The sequence below is a fragment of the Kitasatospora sp. NPDC054939 genome (assembly GCF_053610105.1).
Window position 1 is genome coordinate 1 of sequence record NZ_JBSGXP010000027.1, and the last position, 14,144, is coordinate 14,144.

Below are 14,144 nucleotides of genomic sequence, written 5' to 3' on the forward strand. Positions count from 1 at the left end.
GGGGGGGGGGGGGGGGTGGCCGCCCGGCGGCCGAGGGCCTGCCGATCAGTGCTGGATCAGCACTCGCCGCGCCAGGTGGCGGACTTGACGGTCACCCCGACGAAGTTGATCTTGTAGTTGCCGGGGCCCGGGTTGTAGTGGATGCACTCGCCGAAGGTGTTGCCCGAGTACTGCCAGGTCAGCTGGATGTGGTCGGCCCCCGGGTCCGGGTTGCCGTTGTTGAACACCGAGCGGACGCCGCCCACGGTGCCCGACCAGTTGCCCGGGGTGGAGATGAGCAGCGAACCGGTCTGGTTCTCGCCCGAGTAGGCGCAGAAGTTGCCCTTGGGGCAGCCGGGCGGGTTCGGCTCGGCGGACGCGGCGGTCGCCGACGCCATCAGGCCCGCGAGGGCGAGGGCGGTGGCGCCGGCGGCGATGCGGGTCGTGCGCATGGTGGAAGTCCCCTCTCCAGGGCCGCCTGCCTCGGCGGCACGGCTCCACCCTCGCCCGCACCGCGCGCCGCGGGTACCTCGTACCTCCGAGGTTCCTGCGACCACGCGGGGCGGGCGAGAGTCGGGCGTGGGCGGAGGCGCCGGCGAGGGCGGACGCGTTGGCGAGGGCGGACGCGTTGGCGAGGGCGCGCGCGGAGGCGCTGCCGAGGGCGTGGGCGGAGGCGCTGCCGAGGGCGTGGGCGGGCGCCCCCGGCCGGGCTCCGTCAGCGGTGCGGCGGTGCCACCAGGCCGGCCTCGTACGCGGTGATGACGAGCTGGACCCGGTCGCGGGCGCCGAGTTTGCCGAGCAGGCGGGACACGTGGGCCTTGGCGGTGGCGACGGTGATGTGGAGGTCGGCGGCGATCTCGGTGTTGGAGCGGCCGCGGCCGATCAGGGTGAGCACCTCCCGTTCCCGTTCGGTGATGCCCTCGACCGGGCCCGGGGCGGCGGTCGCCGGGGCGGCCTGCGCGGGGCGGGCGACGAAGTCGGCGATCAGTCGGCGCGTCACGCCGGGGGCGATCAGGGCGTCTCCGGCGGCGACCACGCGGACCGCGGCGAGGATGTCGTCGAGGGCCATGTCCTTGACCAGGAAGCCGCTCGCGCCGGCCCGGAGTGCGCCGTACACGTAGTCGTCCTCGTCGAAGGTGGTCAGCACCAGGACCCGGGCCGCGGTCGGGCCGGCCGTGATCAGGCGGGTGGCCTCGATGCCGTCCATGCCCGGCATCCGGATGTCCATCACCACGACGTCGGGGGCGAGTTCGCCGACCAGCCGGACGGCCTCGGCGCCGGTGGCGGCCTCTCCGACGACCGCCAGGTCGGGGTCGTCGGCCATCAGGACGCGCAGGCCGGTGCGCACCAGCGGCTGGTCGTCGACGAGCACGACGCGGATCGTCATCGGACGGCCCCCGCCGGCGCGCCGAGGGGTGCGGGCAGCGGCAGTACGGCCGCCACCCGGAAGCCGCCGCCGGTCTGTGGTCCGGCGTCGAGGCGGCCGCCCAGCAGAGCGACCCGTTCCCGCATGCCGATGATGCCGAAGCCGTGCGGGGTCCCGGCAGCGCCGCCGACCCGGCCGCGGCCGTGGTCGACGACCTCCACGTGCAGTTCCCCTTCCCGGAAGTCGACCGTGACACGGCACCGTTCGGTGCCCGCGTGGCGGACCACGTTGGTCAGCGCCTCCTGCACGATGCGGTAGGCGGACAGGTCGACGTCGGCCGGCAGCGCCCGCTGCCGCCCGCTGTGCCGCACGTCGACGCGGACGCCCGCGCCGGCGGTGGCCGCCGCCAGCCGGTCGAGGTCCGCCAGCCCCGCCGCGGGCGCGAGCGGAGCCGCCGACGCAGCACCCGAGGGCCCGCGGTCGGCCTGACGGAGCGACACCAGCGTCCGCCGCAGGCCCGCCAGGGTCTCCCGGCTGGTGGTTTCGATGGCGCGCAGGGCCTCACGTGCCTCGGTCGGCTGGGTCTCGATGACCCGGCTGCCGACGCCCGCCTGGATGGCGATGACGCCGATGCTGTGCGCGACCAGGTCGTGCAACTCCCGGGCGATCCGCAGCCGTTCGGCGGTCACGGCCTCGGCCACCTCCTGCGCGCGCAGGGCGACCGCGTGCTCGCGGCGTTCCCGGCCCAGCAGGCCGGCCAGGGCGGCGGCGGCCAGCGCGAGCAGGGCGATCATGCCGTGCGCGGCCAGCGCGTCGCCGTGCGCGAAGCCGCCGATCACCAGCAGTTGCGCGGCGGACGACGCCGCCACGGCCGCGATCGCGGCGCGCCGGGTGCCGGCGGCGACCACGTACGCGAGGACGAGGTCCACCGACACGTACGCCAGGAACCGGCCCTGGTAGGCGGCTGCCGGGTCCGCGTCGACGGGACCGGGCGGGCCCACGATCAGCAGCGTGGATCCGACGAGCGCCAGGCCCAGCGCCACCAGCGGCGCCCCCCGCAGGACACCGGCCAGCAGGCTCACGGCGAGCAGCGCCCCGAGGGCGTGGAGGGTGCCGGAGGCCCGGGGCGCGGCTCCCACCAGCAGCCCCACCGCGAGCAGGTAGCCGGGGCCGCCCGCCCACGCCGCGGCCGTCGTCCGGGTCATCGGAGGGCCGCCCCGGCCCGGTCGGGGGCCGCACGGTGGGCGGCGTGGTGGGCGGCGCGGGCGGGGTGGGCGGGGTGGGTGCCGCGGGCGGCGCGGGCAGGCGGGGAGATGATCGTTCCGGGGTTCACCCCGTGAGACTAACCGGCCGTCACCAGCCAGGCATCAGCCCGGGGACGTACGCCCGTGGACGCATCCGCCCGCCGGATTGCCGTCCACGGCCCCATGCCCGGACGCGGTCCGCCCGACAGGCTGGACACCGTGATCGAAGTCAACGAACTCACCAAGCGCTACGGCCGCAGGACGGCCGTCGACCGCCTCTCCTTCACCGTCCGACCGGGCCGGGTCACCGGCTTCCTCGGCCCCAACGGCGCCGGCAAGTCCACCACCCTGCGGCTGGTCCTCGGCCTGGACGCCCCCACCGCCGGCACCGCCACCGTCGACGGCGTCCCCTTCCACCGCCACCCGCGCGGACTGCGGTACGTCGGCGCCCTCCTCGACGCCGGCCAGGTCCACGGCGGACGCACCGCCGCCGCGCACCTCGCCGCGCTGGCCCGCAGCAACGGCCTCCCGCGGGGCCGGGTGGACGAGGTGCTCCACGAGGTGGGGCTGACCGGGGCGGCGGACCGCCGCATCGGTGGCTTCTCGCTCGGCATGAAGCAGCGGCTGGGCATCGCCACCGCCCTGCTGGGCGACCCCCCGGTGCTGCTCTTCGACGAGCCGGTCAACGGCATGGACCCGGAGGGCGTGCGCTGGGTGCGCGGGCTGTTCCGGCGGCTGGCGGCGGAAGGGCGCACGGTCTTCCTCTCCAGCCACCTCATGTCCGAGATGGAGAACACCGCCGACGACCTGGTCGTCATCGGCCGGGGCCGGCTCGTCGCCGCCGAACCGCTCGCCGACTTCGCGGCCCGCAGCGCCGGGCGCGGCGTCACGGTGGCGACCCCGCAGGCCGCCGAACTGGCCGCCGTCCTCACCGCGGCCGGCGCGACGGTCCTGACCACGACGGCGGCAACCCCCGTCAGCGGCACCGAACGGCTCACCGTCACCGGGCTCCCCGCCGACCGGATCGGCGCACTCGCCTTCCGGCACCGCATCCGGCTGGACGAACTCACCACCCGCACCGCCTCGTTGGAGGAGGCCTTCATGGAACTCACCGCCGACAGCGTCGAATACCAGGCAGGACCGTCCCGATGACCGCACCCACCCCCGCACTCGCCCCCGCATCCGCCCCCGTATCCTCCACCGTCACGCCCGCCGTCGCCGGGCCGCGTGCCCGCTTTCGCGACCTGGTCGCCTCCGAGTGGATCAAGACGCGCTCGCTGCGCTCCACACCGTGGACCGTCGCGCTCACCGCCGTCTTCGTCCTGGGCGCCTCCACCGTGGCCACCCTCACCGACCACACCCGGCCCGATGGCCCCGACGGCCCCGCCGAGTTCCACCCCCTGCTCGCCTACCCGCCGGCCGGGTACTGGACGCTGATGCTCGTCGCCGCCGTCCTCGGCTCCCTCACCGTGGTGAGCGAGTACGGCACCGGGCTGATCCGCACCACCACCGTGGCCGTCCCCGCGCGCGGCTCGGTGGTGCTGGCCAAGGCCGCCGTCACCGCCGCCCTGTGGACCGCGGTCGGCACCGCCGTCGCGACGGGCTCGTTTCTGGCGTCCCAGGCCGTCCTGGCCGGTCGGCACGCCGCCGTCCCCCTCACCCACCCCGGGGTGCTGCGGGCGCTGGTGGCGTCCGCCCTGCTGGCCCCGGTCTGCGCCCTGGTCGGCCTGGGCCTCGGCGTACTGCTCCGGCACGCCGCCGCGACGATGGTCACCGGCGTGTTCGTGCTGCTCCTGCTGCCGCCGATGTTCTCGGAGAGCGCCCGGTGGTCGGCTTCGGTCCACCACGCGATGGTCCCGGCCGCCTGGAAGCGCCTGGTCCAGAACTGGGATCCGGACGCGGGGTCGCTGGGCTACAGCGCCGGCGTCCCCGGCTCCTGGGCCGTGTACGCCCTCTGGCCCCTGGTCGCCGTCGCACTCGCCGTCCTCGTCGTCCGCCGCCGCGACGTCTGAGCACAGCCCCGGGGGCGGCCCTCCCGCCCCCGGGGCCCGCCCGCGCCGTCAGGCCCCGGAGGGGCCGTGGCCGGTGCCGCGGTCCTCGACGAACTTCTTGAAGCGGCGCAGGTCGCCCCGCACCTGGCGGTCGAGGACGCCCATTTTGTCGGCGGCCTTCTCGGCGAAGCCGGTGGGCTGGAAGGCCATGGTCATCCGCACCCGCGTCCGGGCCGAGCCCAGCGACTCGAAGTCGACCGTGCCGGTGTGCTTCACGCTCTCGCCGGTGGTGCGCCAGGCGACCCGCTCCTCCGGCACCCGTTCGACGATCTCGGTGTCGAACTCCCGGGTCAACCCGGCGATCTTCGTCCGCCAGTGGGCATGGAGGTCGTCCAGTTGCCTGACCTCCTCCACCCCCTCCATGAACCGCGGGAACTCCTCGAAGCTCGCCCACTGGTCGTAGACGAGGCGGACCGGCACGTCCACCTCGATCGACTCCTGCACCGTGCTCATCGCCACACCTCTCCGCACTGTCCCGCCGCCCGGCCCGATCCACCCGGACCGGGGCACCGGACCACGCCCGCCGACCGCACCATCCGTCGACGGCACCACTCCCAATCTCGCCCCTCCCCCGAGCCCCGGCAACCGGCCGCCCACACCCGCCGCACCGAACGGCCGCACCGAACGGCCGAGCCTGCGTGTGCGCCGCGTCGCCGCCGGCCCGCGGCACGGTCCACCGCGCGACCGAACGGCCTCCCGACGGCTCGACAAGCTCATGGGGGAGTCATGGGCGAGCTCATGCGCGGACGGCGTCCCCCGCGGCTCAGGGTGGCGTGATGAGGCTGCTGAGGCGGGAGGCGAGCCAGGGCTTGCGGCCTCCGGCGCGCAGGCGGCCGCGGGTGACGGCCTTCCAGGTGGGCATCCGGCGGAAGGCGACCAGCAGGAACGCGGTCGGGTCGGCGGTGATCCGGCAGTCGTAGGAGCGGGGCGGGGCGTCCCGGGCCACGGTCATCTCCCCGCCGTCGACGACGACGGCGAGCCGCGGGCCGCCCTCGATCGCAAGGTCGAAGGCGATGCGCACGCCGCGGGCCTTCGCCGTGTCCAGGACCAGCGGCATCATCGTCGGCATCGCCTGTCCGAGCACCAGGCGGGCGTCGTGCGGGTCGATCGTCCAGGGGAGCTTCGCCCCGCGCGCGATGTCCAGGCCGTGCAGCAGCGTCTCGTTGAGCAGAAGGCCGGTGAGCACCGACAGCGGGACGGCGAACCCGGGCCCGTACCAGGGCGCGGCGACGGGCGTGTCCGGGGCGAGGCCCTCGGTGGTGCGCAGGAACCGCTCGCCCTGCTCGGCGACGAGGTCGACCGGGCGGGCGCCGCCCTCGGCGCCGAACAGGCCGACGGCCTTGGCGTTGACGGCGGCGATCCGCTCGGCGAACGGCAGGTCGTCCGACGGCAGGATGCCGTCCCACGCCACCGCGCCGTCGGCGGCGACCGCGGAGCAGTACGCGACGTACACGGCCGCCAGGTGCGCTCCGACGTCGCCGACCGTCCACGGCGCGACACCCGAGGGGGCGGCGGGGTCGGCGGCGTCGCGCAGCAGGCGCTCCAGCCGCGGGGTCGCTGCGCCCAGGGCGGCGCGGGTCTTCTCGTGCTCGACGACGGGGTCGTAACCCGTGGCGGTGCCCATCTCGTTCCCCCCATGGCTGCGGACGAGCCCGCACATTACCGCCGGGTAGCCGGTGCGCAACAGGGGGCCGTGTGCCGTCGACGCCGCGAACTCCCCTGCCGCGCAGCCGGGCCCGCCATGCCCGGCGTCAGTGGAGCTGGATGATCTGGATGAGGTTGCCGCAGGTGTCGTCGAGGACGGCGATGGTGGCCGGGCCGAGTTCGAGGGGGTCCTGGGTGAACCTGACGCCGAGGGCGAGCAGGCGGTCGTACTCGGTGCGGACGTCGTCGACGGCGAAGGAGGCGGCCGGGATGCCGTCACCGACCAGGCCGGCCTTGTACGGGCCGACGGCGGGGTGGCCGTCGGGCTCCAGGAGCAGCTGGGTGCCGTCGGGGTCCTCCGGGGAGACGACGGTCAGCCACCGGTCGGAGCCGACCGGCACGTCGTTCTTCTTCCGGAAGCCGAGGACGTCGGTGTAGAAGCTCAGGGCCTTCGTCTGGTCGTCGACGAAGACGCTGGTCAGGTGGATCCTCATCGGTCGCTCTCCGCGGGTTCGGGTGGCCGGCGCGCACGGGTCCCGGGCGGGACCGGCCGTTGGCCGGGCGGGCGCCGTGGGAACGATCCTCGGCGATCACCCCGGCCCGGGCAAGCATCGACCACGCCGAGTCGGACGGCCCGCCGGACCTGGCCGGCCCGTCAGGTCCCGGCGGTGAAGCGCTGCCGGGCGGCCTCGACGTCGCCGAGGTAGCGGTGCGACCAGTCGCACATCGCGGCGACGGCGGCGCTGAGGGCCTGGCCGGCCTCGGTGAGGGTGTACTCGACGCGCGGCGGCACCTCGGGGTGCACGCGGCGCTCGACGAGCCCGTTGCGCTCAAGCATGCGGAGGTTCTGGGTGAGCATCTTGTGGCTGATGCCCTCGACCCGGTTCCGCAGTTCGCCGAAGCGCAGGGTGCCGGCGCCGAGCGCCTCGATGATCAGCATCGCCCACTTGTTGGCGATGTCGGTGAAGATCTCCCGCGCCAGGACGTCCTTCGCGGTCGGGTCCGCATCGTCGGACAGGCCGTTGAGCTGGTCGGTCACCTCGGGGTTCCCCAGTCACTGAAAAGTGCGTTCTTCCACGTCGTCGCACACTCTCCTACGGTGACCGAGTAACCGCAAGAGAGCCGCGTTGCGGCACACGAGCTGACGAGGAGTCGGTCATGGCCATCAAGCTGGTGAACCCCGAGGGACTGCCGACGGTGGACGTCTACCACCAGGTGTCGATCGCGTCCGGGTCGCGGACGGTCCACGTCGCCGGGCAGGTCGCCTGGGACGGGGGCGGCGAGGGGATCGCCGAGGGCGGGCTCGCCGCCCAGGTCGAGCAGTGCTACCTGAACGTCGCCACCGCCCTGGCGGGTGCCGGCGCCGGCTTCGAGGACGTGGTGAAGCTGACCGTCCACGTCGTCGACTGGGAGCCCGGGAAGATGCCGGCCCTGCTGGAGGGAATCGACCGGGCGAGGACGGCGCTCGGCGTCACCCACGCACCCCCGGCCACCCTGCTCGGCGTCGCAGCCCTGGCCCTTCCGGAGCACCTGGTCGAGGTCGAGGCGGTCGCCGTCCTGGACTGACGCGGGCGGCGAACGGGCGGGCGTCCACGTATCGACGGGGTCAAGCCCCCGCAGGACGACGCCAAACGCGCAGCCATCCCCTCCCGCGCCAAGCTCCGGGACATCCGCACCGCCGGTGATGACACGCTCCTCCTCATCGCCGGCCTGATGATCGGATGCGGCATGCGCAACCACGAGGCGCCGGCCGAGGTAGTCGCCTGGTCCCGCCGGTCGCCCGGGCACGTGCCGGTTGACACGCCAGCTCATGGAATGTCCGTCAAGTTGATCCGTTCGGATCCGGGCGACAGCAGGAACCGCCCCTTCGCGTACCAGTCGCGCCGTGCCCCTGACAGCGCTCGCGCAGTTGATCTCTGCGATGGGATCGACCGAATCGTCGCGGAGTGATGTGAACATGAAGGTGCGAAGCAAGATTGCCGCCGTCTCGGCGGCCTGTGCGCGGCTGCGGGGCGACCCCGGTGACGTGATCGCTCATGGGGCGAAGGTAGTCGCGTCATGACCGCCCGGGGTCAGCACTGGTCTCACTGGTTCCAGTTGGTCAGAGGGCGGGGGTGGGGGTTGTGGGTGCCGGTGTGGTGGCGTGGGCACGGTTGTCCTGGAGGGTGGTGAGTCGGCGGACGAGCAGGATGGCCAGGCAGGCGGAGGCGGTGAAGCAGAGGCATTCGGCGATCTCCAGCCACCCTATGGTCTGGAAGGATTCGAGTGCGGCGTCGATGTCCATCTCGCCGGGGGCGGCGGAGGTGGGGCCTGTACGGACGACGACTGCGGTGATCCAGCCGAGGAGCATGGAGCTGATCCAGGTGGTCCACCAGGAGGAGACGAGGCCCTGGTCGATGGGTGCGCGTTCGTTGTAGGGGCCGGTGACGGGGGCGCTGGCCTGCCAGCAGTCGACCACGATGCGCCAGGGCATGAAGATGCTCACGATGGGCGTGAACCAGGCGCCGATCGTCTAGCCCTTGCCGTGCTGGTGGTCGTTGGGGGCGAACAGGTCGGCGTTGGTGCGCACGCGGTAGAGCCAGGTGATGAACAGGGTGCCGGTTGCCGCCAGCAGGGCGTAGCCGGTCCAGGTCAGTGCTTCCCCGATGGCGGTGAAGGTCTCGATGCCTTCCTTGGCCTCCAGGTCTCCGTCGGCGAAGGCGGAGGCCGCCGAGACGCCGTACAGGTCGGTGGCCACGAAGGCGAGGCCGAGCAGGGCGGAGAGTGCGAGCAGGACGTTGACGGCGTTGCCCAGGGCGGCGGGGGACCGGTAGGCGCCGGAGCAGGTGAAGCACCGGCCGGTCGGTCCCGAGGCCGGACGTACTGCGCACACCACACACGACAGCAAAGGGGGATCCTCACGTGGAACGCCGGGGCGGGGTCCCCGGGCGGGAGTGACCTTGGCGGTACGAATGTTCGACGGTCCATCGGGTTATTGCAGGTCAGAGCCCTCGGGCAATCGGCTCACTGAAGATCGCTCAACCAGCCAGGGCGCCCGGCCGAGGGCCCGGACCACACCCCTGCCGGGAGGAGGGGGCGGATCGTTTGGTTCACCGTTCCGATGGGACCGGCGCTGTCGCTGTTGTCCCACACCGGTCCACCCGGCCAGCGGACCGGCGGTGAGCGACGGGGTAGCCCTGATCGCCGCCGTCGGCGACCGGCTCGGCGACCAGGGCCTGACGGTCCACCCCACCCGGAAGCCGGCCAACGACCGGGCCCAGGGTCGACTGCGCCTGACCCTCGCGCTGATCGTCCCGGGCCGCGGAGCCCTGCTGACCGGCCGCCACCGCGCCCGCGGGATCCCCAGGTCGTAGGCACACGTGCCGTACGCATTAGGTGCCGGCCCGCCATCGGCCGTCCGGGAACAGCCTTCAGGACAGCACGCCCGACGCGCCTGCCGGCTCCGCGTCCCCGGTGCCGTCGACTGCCTTCAGCAGGAGCTCGGCCAGTTGGTCCGGTGCGACGACCATGCAGTCGTGGCCGCTCCGCAGGTGCCACACCTGGGACGGGGAGCCGTTGGGCTGTGTCGCGGGCACGGGACGGCGCACGACGCCCTCCGGCACGGCGCCGACGCAGTGGATGTGCATCCGGGAGACGGCGGCCATGGCCGGGTTGTCCAGTCGGACCGGCTGCCGGAAGCAGCGCGCCGACTCGTCCGAGAGCAAGGTGCGTAGCCAGGCCGTGTCCGCCGGGTCGGTGACCCCGAACAGGCCTGTGGGCGCCGGTCCTTCCGGCATCGGCGGGATGCGCCAGGGGGTGTCGGAGTCGGCGGCGAGTTCGAGCAGGTGCCGGGTCAGGGGCATGACGTCGAGCACGCTCTCGCCGTCGACCGGAACCATCGCGTCGACATAGACCAGACCGGCGATCCGCTCCGGAACCTGGTTGGCCACGCCGGATATGACCATTCCGGCGTAGCTGTGCCCGACCAGCACCACGTCGGTGAGGTCTTCCCAGAGGAGGAGGTCGACGACGTCGGAGACATGGGTGTCGAGTCCCACCTCCGGGTCGAGCAGGTGCTGGCTTTCGCCGTGGCCGGTGAGTGAGGGGGCGAACACCCGGTGCCCGGCCCGGGTCAGCAGGGGTACCACCCGGTCCCAGACGCGCCCGCTGTGCCAGGCGCCATGGACGAGGACGTAGATCTCCGTTCGCGGTGTACTCATGGAACAGGACGCTACTGAGCCGGCGGGTACCTCTTGGTACCCTTCGGCCCATGCGTGACTCAGCGGGAGGTGTCTTCCTCGCCGACTGCCCGGCCCGGCTGGCCATTGAGATCATCGCCAACAAGTGGGCGGTCGTCGTCCTGTTCGCACTCAGCCGCGGACCGCGCCGGCACGGTGAACTCGTCGATCTCATCGGCGGCATCTCGCGCAAGGTGCTCACCCAGACGTTGCGCAGGCTGCAGGGTTACGGCCTGGTCGAGCGCCGCGCGTACGCCGAAGCGCCTCCACGGGTCGAGTACGGCCTGACCGAACTCGGCCTGACCCTTGTCGAACCGATCGCCGTCCTGACGGACTGGGCGCGGTCGTACGGTGAGGCCGTCGTCGGCTTCCAGGAAGCGGCGGAGGACGAACCGGCGTCCGGCGCGTGACCGCGGTGGCCACGGACGGCATCGGCATCGGGGTCGGCCTCGGGGTCGGCCTCGGGATCGGCTGGGCGGTCGACGACAGCACTGGCGTCAGCGGCCGGCCCGGGGCCCCGGGAGGGGGCCGGGGCCGGGGCCGGGGCTCACGGGACGAAGACGAGGCGTTCGTCGGTCCGGTGGTGGTGCCACTCCTGCGCGATCCTGCGCACCCACGACGTGGTCCAGGCCACCACCAAGGAGATCGCGCAGAGCAGGAGGCTCGCCGCGGCGGGAGCAGGCCCACCGGGAGGCGGCCGTCGTGCGGACGCTACAGTGCGCGGATGGTTCTGCGGATGCTGTGGGACGTGGGTGTGAGGGTGGCCTGGGTCGCCCTGGGAATGCTCACCTGGGTGATGTTCAGTCTGGCCACCGGCATCGACTCGACGTTCAGCCTGGGTGTGTCGATTCTGGCCACTGCCCTGCTGTGCCACCGGTGGAGGGCACGGCGGCAGAAGGCCCGACTCGCCGACCGCAAGGCCGCCTCCCGGCCCCGGGTCGGAGAGGTCCTGGTCGACCAGATCCGGTGGCGTTCTGACCAGGTCCTTCCGAAGGGGACGTGGGAGCTGCGACCGGGAGGCGGGGAGAGCGGCGGTGAAGCGGGGAACCTCGGCGAGGACCCGGAGGTCCGCCGTCACCGGCGACAGGACGCGCCACTACGCGCAGCTCCGAAGGCACGCGCACGGCGTCGGCGCACCGGCACGGGGCCCCGCACGGAAGGGCAGGCGTTGGCATGACCACCAATCACTCCCCTGCGACCCCGGTCCGGCGGGCGGGGGATCACGGCGAGGGGCCGGCGAACCCCGACCCCGGCCCCCACCCCCACCCCGATTCCGGCTCCCGCCGGGTCCCGATCGAGGCCGAACACCTCCCGGAGTACGGGGACGACCACGCACTGCGGTTGGCTGTCGAGGCCGCCATCGGCGCCGTCCCGGGTCTCGGTCTGCACCGGAGCGAGCTCGACGGCGGGTCCACCTGGCGCGTACTGCACAACCTGCGGGCCGTCGCCGGGCTTCTCGCCACCGGCTCGTCCGCGGACATCGACGGCCCCGGCGTGGGAAACCGGGTGGGAAACCTGGTTGGAAACCGGATGGGCTGGACGGTCGACCGCACGGGCACCCGGCTCTTCGACGGGGACTACCACGGCCACGGCTGGGTCCACCTGCTCGGCCGGACCGCACCGCTCGCCTTCGCCGCCTCCTCCCCGCTGCTCGGGGAGGAGCAGCGCGCCTCACTCGCCGTGCTCCTGGACGAGCTGGTCCGGGATCCGTTCGCCGGCGGTGCACGGTCACTGCGGGTCCTGACGGTCGGTGAGGCCCTTGGCGCCGGTGGCGCCGCGACTCTGCAGGCCGGTGACGTGCTCCGGCACGGCGACCGCACTGCGGTCCTGCTGGCCTGTGTCCGTCGTACCGCCTCCGAGTGCCGCTGGACCGCCCTCGACCATGACCCGTCCGGTGTATTCGGTCCCGTCGCCGATCTCGGCACGATCGCGGTGGACCCGATGGAGCACGGCGCCGCGGCCGAGTGGATCTCCGGGTTCACGGGCCTGCTGAGGCTGCACGGGCCGGTCCCCCGCCCGGGCGCGTGGGCGGAGGAGTTCGACCGGGTCACCGGCATCGGCCGTTCCCGTTCCGCGCTGCTGCTGGCCGCCCCGCCGGCGATGCTCGACTGGAGGAGCAGTCTCCCCACGGCCGGGGGGCTCGCCGGCGTCGGGCTCGCCCCCGCTGCCGCCGCGGCCGCCCGGTCCTGGCTGAGCGGTCAGGGGCTCTCCGACATCCACGTCGCCCTGCTGCCCGCCGACCCGGGCGAACTCTGGCGTACGGGCCTGTCCGTCGCCGCGGCCGCCACCGCCTGGGTCGGCAGCCGCGGCCGCCGGATCGCCCTGCCCGAGGAACGGCAGACCGAGGTCACCGACGGCGCCGTCCACGAGATCGAGGCGGTCCTCAACGCGTCGACCGTCCCGTGGATCACCGGCACCACGATCCAGCGGGTCCGCCGCACCGAGTCCGGCCCTGCCCTCGTCGCCGACGAGCCGGCCGCCGTGCCCGACCCCGGCGACCTCGGCAAGGCCGTCCGGGCCCTGCGCTGGCTCGCCCACCACCTGCCGTACGGCGATCCGCTGCGCCCGCTGCTGCCCGAGGGGCTGGCCGCCCTCCGCCGACGCGTCGCCGACCCGGGCCTGTACCTCGATCTGGGGCGAATCTGCACGGTCATGAACAGCACCCTGCCCGGCGAGCTCCGGTCGCACGCCGGGGACGCCGCCGGCGAGGGCCCGACGGACACCCTGCTCGCCTGCGGCAGGGCACTCGGCATCGCCCCCGGCCCTGACGGTGAGACGGCCTACCTGAGGCCGGGCGCCCTCACCGGCGCCCACGATCCGGTGCTCGACCTGCTCGACGAACTGGCCGCCGGGACCTACGCACTGTGGGACCTGCGGGCCGTACGGTCCCTGCTCGGCGACGACATCGCCCGTCTGGTCGCGGACGGCTCCGCCGCTGACGAACCGCCCGGCTGGCCCCAGGACCCGCGGCGCAGCGCGCCCGCCCTGGTCGCCGAGGCGGCCGCGGCACTCGGCCTCGGCGGGGACGCCGCCACCCTCTACCTCCAGCTGCTGGCCCTTCCCGCTCCGACCGACCGCAACACCGCGCGGTGGACGGGCTGGAAGCCCGCCCGGATGAAGGCCGCCCGCGCCGAACTCGCCTCCGGAGAGCTGGTCGTGACGGCCAAGCGCACCCGGGCCGGGCGCGGCCTCTTCCTCCCCGGCGGCTGGCAGGACGGCAGTATCGGGGCGGGTGTTCCGCTGGAGAGCTGGAAGGCCGGCCTCTACCCGCTCTTCACCAACCAGGAGATCCTCCCGGCCGTCCCCGCCCCCGAACTGTTCGCCCTCGCCTGGCGCCGTGTCACCGACGGCGACGCGCCCGGTCACGCGTAGGCCGACCTCGTATCCCTGTGCGCCCCGCGCAAGGAAGTCGGGGAGGGACTGGCCCGGGGGCGCAGGCCGGGGCGCAGGGCCACGCCGTCGGTTGCGGCGGCCGAGGAGCAGGGCGAGCAGGGTACGGGATGCGCGTCCCGGTGCTCGCGGTCGGCGACGGGGCGCTGGGGTTCTGGACGGCGCTGCGCGATGTGTTCCCCGAGACCCGCGAGCAGACGTCGTCGACTGGGAGCCCGGGAAGATGCCGGCGCGGCTGGAGGGGATCGGCTGG

General features: G+C 73.9%; 18 protein-coding genes. 7 read left to right on the forward strand and 11 right to left on the reverse strand.

The window, feature by feature from the left end; translation table 11 throughout:
* Positions 1 to 56: 56 nt before the first annotated feature.
* From ACWGB8_RS10700 to ACWGB8_RS10715, 4 genes are all read right to left on the reverse strand, one after another.
* On the reverse strand, positions 57 to 431 hold the full coding sequence (locus tag ACWGB8_RS10700; protein WP_452212285.1) for a peptidase inhibitor family I36 protein: 375 nt from the start codon (positions 429 to 431) through the stop codon (positions 57 to 59).
* A 263-nt stretch (positions 432 to 694) separates the two neighbouring features.
* Entirely contained in the window at positions 695 to 1,366 is a 672-nt protein-coding gene (locus tag ACWGB8_RS10705; RefSeq protein ID WP_452212287.1) for a response regulator, read from the reverse strand.
* On the reverse strand, positions 1,363 to 2,550 hold the full coding sequence (locus tag ACWGB8_RS10710; RefSeq protein ID WP_452212289.1) for a histidine kinase: 1,188 nt from the start codon (positions 2,548 to 2,550) through the stop codon (positions 1,363 to 1,365). The genes ACWGB8_RS10705 and ACWGB8_RS10710 overlap by 4 nt, the downstream gene beginning before the upstream one ends.
* The gene (locus ACWGB8_RS10715; protein ID WP_452212290.1) at positions 2,547 to 2,678 is read right to left on the reverse strand and encodes a hypothetical protein; all 132 of its coding nucleotides are present in this window, start codon (positions 2,676 to 2,678) and stop codon (positions 2,547 to 2,549) included. Before ACWGB8_RS10715 ends, ACWGB8_RS10710 begins: the two co-directional genes overlap by 4 nt.
* Before the next feature lie 130 nt (positions 2,679 to 2,808).
* On the opposite strand from ACWGB8_RS10715, the gene ACWGB8_RS10720 reads away from it, so the two are divergent.
* Both ACWGB8_RS10720 and ACWGB8_RS10725 read left to right on the forward strand, forming a co-directional pair.
* The gene (locus ACWGB8_RS10720) at positions 2,809 to 3,741 is read left to right on the forward strand and encodes an ABC transporter ATP-binding protein (RefSeq protein WP_452212292.1); all 933 of its coding nucleotides are present in this window, start codon (positions 2,809 to 2,811) and stop codon (positions 3,739 to 3,741) included.
* On the forward strand, positions 3,738 to 4,601 hold the full coding sequence (locus ACWGB8_RS10725; protein WP_452212294.1) for an ABC transporter permease: 864 nt from the start codon (positions 3,738 to 3,740) through the stop codon (positions 4,599 to 4,601). The genes ACWGB8_RS10720 and ACWGB8_RS10725 overlap by 4 nt, the downstream gene beginning before the upstream one ends.
* A 48-nt stretch (positions 4,602 to 4,649) precedes the next feature.
* Here the strand turns inward: ACWGB8_RS10725 and ACWGB8_RS10730 are convergent, their stop codons facing one another.
* The 4 genes from ACWGB8_RS10730 to ACWGB8_RS10745 all read right to left on the reverse strand — a co-directional run bounded on the left by ACWGB8_RS10730 (position 4,650) and on the right by ACWGB8_RS10745 (position 7,323).
* Entirely contained in the window at positions 4,650 to 5,093 is a 444-nt protein-coding gene (locus ACWGB8_RS10730; RefSeq protein ID WP_452212295.1) for an SRPBCC family protein, read from the reverse strand.
* Positions 5,094 to 5,403: 310 nt separating this feature from the next.
* A complete protein-coding gene (locus tag ACWGB8_RS10735; RefSeq protein ID WP_452212296.1) occupies positions 5,404 to 6,264 on the reverse strand; it encodes a maleylpyruvate isomerase family mycothiol-dependent enzyme in 861 nt (286 codons plus the stop codon).
* 127 nt (positions 6,265 to 6,391) lie between these two features.
* A complete protein-coding gene (locus ACWGB8_RS10740) occupies positions 6,392 to 6,778 on the reverse strand; it encodes a VOC family protein (RefSeq protein WP_452212297.1) in 387 nt (128 codons plus the stop codon).
* A 161-nt stretch (positions 6,779 to 6,939) separates the two neighbouring features.
* The gene (locus tag ACWGB8_RS10745; protein WP_452212299.1) at positions 6,940 to 7,323 is read right to left on the reverse strand and encodes a winged helix-turn-helix transcriptional regulator; all 384 of its coding nucleotides are present in this window, start codon (positions 7,321 to 7,323) and stop codon (positions 6,940 to 6,942) included.
* 119 nt (positions 7,324 to 7,442) lie between these two features.
* Between ACWGB8_RS10745 and ACWGB8_RS10750 the strand changes: the two genes are divergently transcribed.
* The gene (locus tag ACWGB8_RS10750) at positions 7,443 to 7,850 is read left to right on the forward strand and encodes a RidA family protein (RefSeq protein WP_452212301.1); all 408 of its coding nucleotides are present in this window, start codon (positions 7,443 to 7,445) and stop codon (positions 7,848 to 7,850) included.
* Positions 7,851 to 8,385: 535 nt separating this feature from the next.
* On the opposite strand, the gene ACWGB8_RS10755 is transcribed toward ACWGB8_RS10750, so the two are convergent.
* Both ACWGB8_RS10755 and ACWGB8_RS10760 read right to left on the reverse strand, forming a co-directional pair.
* Entirely contained in the window at positions 8,386 to 8,793 is a 408-nt protein-coding gene (locus ACWGB8_RS10755; RefSeq protein ID WP_452212396.1) for a DUF4328 domain-containing protein, read from the reverse strand.
* Positions 8,794 to 8,796: 3 nt separating this feature from the next.
* Positions 8,797 to 9,159 (reverse strand): hypothetical protein, encoded by a 363-nt coding sequence (locus tag ACWGB8_RS10760; RefSeq protein ID WP_452212303.1) that lies wholly within the window; start codon positions 9,157 to 9,159, stop codon positions 8,797 to 8,799.
* A 283-nt stretch (positions 9,160 to 9,442) separates the two neighbouring features.
* Here ACWGB8_RS10760 and ACWGB8_RS10765 point away from each other — a divergent pair, with 283 nt between their 5' ends.
* Positions 9,443 to 9,637, forward strand: coding sequence for a hypothetical protein (locus ACWGB8_RS10765; RefSeq protein ID WP_452212305.1), 195 nt, complete (start codon positions 9,443 to 9,445; stop codon positions 9,635 to 9,637).
* Between the two features lie 57 nt (positions 9,638 to 9,694).
* On the opposite strand, the gene ACWGB8_RS10770 is transcribed toward ACWGB8_RS10765, so the two are convergent.
* Positions 9,695 to 10,483, reverse strand: a complete 789-nt coding sequence (locus ACWGB8_RS10770; protein ID WP_452212307.1) for an alpha/beta fold hydrolase — start codon at positions 10,481 to 10,483, stop codon at positions 9,695 to 9,697.
* A 50-nt stretch (positions 10,484 to 10,533) separates the two neighbouring features.
* On the opposite strand from ACWGB8_RS10770, the gene ACWGB8_RS10775 reads away from it, so the two are divergent.
* From ACWGB8_RS10775 to ACWGB8_RS10785, 3 genes are all read left to right on the forward strand, one after another.
* The gene (locus ACWGB8_RS10775; RefSeq protein WP_452212308.1) at positions 10,534 to 10,911 is read left to right on the forward strand and encodes a winged helix-turn-helix transcriptional regulator; all 378 of its coding nucleotides are present in this window, start codon (positions 10,534 to 10,536) and stop codon (positions 10,909 to 10,911) included.
* Positions 10,912 to 11,225: 314 nt separating this feature from the next.
* Entirely contained in the window at positions 11,226 to 11,678 is a 453-nt protein-coding gene (locus ACWGB8_RS10780) for a hypothetical protein (protein WP_452212310.1), read from the forward strand.
* The gene (locus tag ACWGB8_RS10785) at positions 11,675 to 13,873 is read left to right on the forward strand and encodes a hypothetical protein (RefSeq protein ID WP_452212312.1); all 2,199 of its coding nucleotides are present in this window, start codon (positions 11,675 to 11,677) and stop codon (positions 13,871 to 13,873) included. Before ACWGB8_RS10780 ends, ACWGB8_RS10785 begins: the two co-directional genes overlap by 4 nt.
* Positions 13,874 to 14,144: the final 271 nt, after the last annotated feature.

Bases quoted from the DNA above. Each gene is read 5' to 3' on its own strand.
- ACWGB8_RS10700 (WP_452212285.1), bottom strand. From the start codon at position 431: ATGCGCACGACCCGCATCGCCGCCGGCGCCACCGCCCTCGCCCTCGCG.
- ACWGB8_RS10705 (WP_452212287.1), bottom strand. From the start codon at position 1,366: ATGACGATCCGCGTCGTGCTCGTCGACGACCAGCCGCTGGTGCGCACC.
- ACWGB8_RS10710 (WP_452212289.1), bottom strand. From the start codon at position 2,550: ATGACCCGGACGACGGCCGCGGCGTGGGCGGGCGGCCCCGGCTACCTG.
- ACWGB8_RS10725 (WP_452212294.1), top strand. From the start codon at position 3,738: ATGACCGCACCCACCCCCGCACTCGCCCCCGCATCCGCCCCCGTATCC.
- ACWGB8_RS10730 (WP_452212295.1), bottom strand. From the start codon at position 5,093: ATGAGCACGGTGCAGGAGTCGATCGAGGTGGACGTGCCGGTCCGCCTC.
- ACWGB8_RS10735 (WP_452212296.1), bottom strand. From the start codon at position 6,264: ATGGGCACCGCCACGGGTTACGACCCCGTCGTCGAGCACGAGAAGACC.
- ACWGB8_RS10740 (WP_452212297.1), bottom strand. From the start codon at position 6,778: ATGAGGATCCACCTGACCAGCGTCTTCGTCGACGACCAGACGAAGGCC.
- ACWGB8_RS10750 (WP_452212301.1), top strand. From the start codon at position 7,443: ATGGCCATCAAGCTGGTGAACCCCGAGGGACTGCCGACGGTGGACGTC.
- ACWGB8_RS10770 (WP_452212307.1), bottom strand. From the start codon at position 10,483: ATGAGTACACCGCGAACGGAGATCTACGTCCTCGTCCATGGCGCCTGG.
- ACWGB8_RS10775 (WP_452212308.1), top strand. From the start codon at position 10,534: ATGCGTGACTCAGCGGGAGGTGTCTTCCTCGCCGACTGCCCGGCCCGG.
- ACWGB8_RS10780 (WP_452212310.1), top strand. From the start codon at position 11,226: ATGGTTCTGCGGATGCTGTGGGACGTGGGTGTGAGGGTGGCCTGGGTC.
- ACWGB8_RS10785 (WP_452212312.1), top strand. From the start codon at position 11,675: ATGACCACCAATCACTCCCCTGCGACCCCGGTCCGGCGGGCGGGGGAT.